2 protein-coding genes are annotated in these 3554 nt (G+C 61.4%); both read right to left on the bottom strand.

Features of this window, described 5'->3' with window-relative positions; all coding sequences use genetic code 11:
- Positions 1-182: 182 nt before the first annotated feature.
- Positions 183-2141: a MacB family efflux pump subunit gene (locus E1K68_RS27395; protein WP_003190636.1), complete on the bottom strand. Its 1959-nt coding sequence runs from the start codon at positions 2139-2141 to the stop codon at positions 183-185.
- Between the two features lie 3 nt (positions 2142-2144).
- A complete protein-coding gene (gene macA / locus E1K68_RS27390) occupies positions 2145-3296 on the bottom strand; it encodes a macrolide transporter subunit MacA (RefSeq protein WP_003190635.1) in 1152 nt (383 codons plus the stop codon).
- Between the last annotated feature and the right edge of the window lie 258 nt (positions 3297-3554).

The following is a 3554-nucleotide window of genomic DNA, read 5'->3' as shown; positions in this document are numbered from 1 at the left end:
GTGAGCCGCCGTCAGGGCGGAACCCTAAGTAGCCGTTACCGCAGCAATGGATATGTACACAATCCAACTGTGTCGCCTGTCAGGCCGCCATCGCAGGCAAGCCAGCTCCCACATTTGGATCCTGGGGCGCCAGGGAGATAGGCGCCGGCTGTCAGGCCGTCACGGGAGCAAGCTCCCACAGATCAGTCCCTTGCCAATGCCTCTATCGGGTCCAACCGCGCCGCATTCCGCGCCGGTACAAAACCGAACACAATGCCGATCAACGTCGAACAGGCAAACGCGGTAACGATCGAGCCCACCGAAAACACCATTTCCCACTCCTTCACAAACAGCGAAAACAGGTAGCCGATGGCGTAGGACAGCGAGATCCCGATGATCCCGCCGATCAGGCACACCATCACCGCCTCCACCAGAAACTGCTGGCGAATATCCGATTGCCGCGCCCCTACCGCCATGCGAATCCCGATTTCACGGGTGCGCTCGGTAACCGACACCAGCATGATATTCATCACGCCAATACCGCCCACCAGCAAAGAAATCACCGCAATCAATGACAGCAGCAGCGCCAGGGAGCGGCTGGTTTTCTGTACCGTCTGCATGATGCTGTCGAGGTTGTTGGTGAAAAAATCCTTGGTGCCGTGGCGTTGCAGCATGAGCTTATTGACGTTGTCTTCCACCACCTTGCTCGGCTGGCCGTCCTTGATGCGCACGGTGATGCTGTCAAGATGACGCTGGCCCAGCAGACGCCCCGCCGCGGTTTCGTACGGCACCCACACGTTCAGGGCCTTGCTGGCGGCGAACATGTTTTTATTGTCCGCCGTCACCCCGATCACCGTGCACGGCAGGTTGCCTATCAGGATCACCTGGCCCAGCGGGTCGATGTTCGGCCCGAACAGGCGCTGGCGGGTATTGTGGTCGATCACCACCACCTGGGCCTGGCGCCGTGCATCGCTTTCGCTGAAGGCAATGCCGGCTTCAAGCTTGAGGCCCTTGACCTTGAAGTAGCGATCACTGACACCATTGACCTGGGCGTCCAGGTCGATATTGCCGTAGCGCAACAACAGGTTGCGCCCCACCACCGGCGTGGCGCTGTCCACGTAATACAGCTGGTTCAAGGCCTCCACATCCGAGGGCATCAAGGTCTCGATGGCCGAGGCGCGGCTGTCGCCAAAACTGGTGCCGGAAAAGATATCGATGGTGTTGCTGCCGATGGCCTGGATGTCCTTGAGCACATAGCGCTTGGCGCCTTCGCCGATGGCCGAGATCGACACCACCGAAGTGATGCCGATGACAATTCCGAGCATGGTCAGCAAGGTGCGCATGCGGTGGGAGATCAGCGCCACCCACGCCATGTTGAACGCTTCCTTGAACAACCCCAGGCTCGCCACCAGGCGCCGCGCACCGCTGCGGCGGGGCTCGACCGGCGCCTCGGCGGGCAACTCCAGGCCGACGCTGTCGTTGGCCTTGTCGCTGATGATCTCGCCATCACACACCTCGACAATGCGCTGGGCGTTCGCCGCGACCTTGGGGTCGTGGGTGACGATAATCACGGTGTGCCCCGCCGCATGCAGCTCGGCGAGGATGCGCATCACCTCCTTGCCGCTGTGGGTGTCGAGGGCGCCGGTGGGTTCGTCAGCCAGGATCACTTCACCGCCGTTCATCAAGGCCCGCGCAATACTCACTCGCTGCTGTTGCCCGCCAGACAGCTGGCTGGGCCGATGGCTGGTATGGCCCGACAAGCCCAGGCGTGCCAGCAATTCCCCGGCGCGGCTATGGCGCTGGCTTTGCGGGGTGCCCGCGTAGATCGCCGGCATTTCCACATTGTGCAAAGCGCTCAGGTGCGCGAGCAAATGGTAACGCTGGAAGATAAACCCGAAGTAATCACGCCGCAGCTCCGCCAGTTGCTCATCGCCCAGGGAGCGGGTTTCGATGCCATTGATCTTGTAGCTGCCGGCGGTGGCGTAATCCAGGCCACCGAGGATGTTCATCAGGGTCGATTTACCCGAACCGGAGGCGCCGATGATCGCCAGCATTTCCCCGGCATGGATGCTCAGGTCGATGCCCTTGAGCGCGATGAATTCACGCTCGCCGGCCATGAAGCTGCGAGTGATGCCCTTGAGTTCCAACAGAGGCTGGCTCATGACTCAACTCCCCGCCACGGCAGGCGTGGCGTCGCCGATCACCACGGTGTCGCCCTCGGCCAGGCCATCAAGGATCTGCACTTTGACGTTGTTGTTGATACCGGTCTTCACCGTGCGGGCCACCGCCTTGCCCTTGGCATCCAGCACCCGCACTTCGTAGCGGCCATCGGCATTGCGCACACCCAGCGCCGCCACGGGCACCATCAGCGCGGCCTCGGCGGTGTCGAGCACGATGCGCACCTGGGCGGTCATGGCAATGCGCAGGCGGTGGTCGGGGTTGGGCACGTCGAACAACGCGTTGTAGAACACCGCGGTGTTTTGCTTCGGCGTGCCGGCGGTCTGGGTTTCAAGGAAGTTCTGCGGCGCCGGCTCAGTGCCGCGCAGCTTGGCGTAATAGCGCTTGTCCGCCTCGCCGAGAATGGTGAAGTACACCTGCTGGCCGGGGCTGATATGAATCACATCCGCTTCCGACACTTGGGCCTTGACGGTCATGGTGTCCAGGTCTGCCAGCTTGAGCAGCACGGGCGCCAACTGGCTGGCAATCACGGTCTGGCCTTCCTGGGTGACGATGCCCACCACATCGCCGTCGATGGGCGCGTTGATGCGGGTGTAGGCCAGGTTGACCTTGGCGGTGTCGATCTGGATGTGCGCGCTTTTGATCTGTGCGTCCAGGGACAGCAGGTTGGCCTGTTGTACCTGGTAGGTCGATTCGGCGTCTTCGAAATCCTGGCGTGACACCGACTCGTCGGCCTGCAAGCCTTTGTAGCGCTCATACACGGACTTGGCCTGCTTGAGTTGCGCGGCGGTCGCGCGGCGTTGGGCCTGGAGGTTTTCTTCATCGACCTGGGCTTTGCGCAGGGTGTTCTGCAGGACTAGCGGGTCGATTTCGGCCAGCCATTGGCCCTTCTTTACCTTGTCGCCGACTTTGACTTTCAGCGACTTGAGCTGGCCGGAGACTTGGGCGCCGACGTCGACTTGTTTGACGCCCTCCAGCAGGCCGGTGGCCAATACCGCGTTTTCGATATCGCCGCGTTCGGCGGTGGCGGTGAGGTATTGGGGGGCGTCGGCGGGGGCGTTTACGGTGTAAATGGCCAGGCCGATTGCCACGGCCGCTATAGCCAGAATGCCGATTTTGCGGAATTTAGACGTTTGCATGGTTGGCTTCTTGATTGAGTACAAATATGGTTGCGCGCTGAAGCTGGCCCCCCCTATCTACCTGACGCTCCTCGGTCCAAATGTGGGAGCTGGCTTGCCTGCGATGGTGGCCTGACAGCCGACCAGGATGTTGGATCTGACCGCGTACATATCCGTTATTCAGGTAACGGCCACTTAGGGTTCCGCTCTGACAGCGGCTCACTTTTGAAAAGCGCAAAAGTAAGCAAAACGCTCTTGCCCCACCACTCGGCACCTCGC

The sequence above is a fragment of the Pseudomonas sp. B2021 genome, from assembly GCF_018135665.1.
Taxonomy (GTDB): Bacteria; Pseudomonadota; Gammaproteobacteria; order Pseudomonadales; family Pseudomonadaceae; genus Aquipseudomonas; species Aquipseudomonas lactis.
The sequence above is the reverse complement of the archived record's forward strand: the minus strand, read 5'-3'. Positions and strand labels throughout refer to the sequence as shown.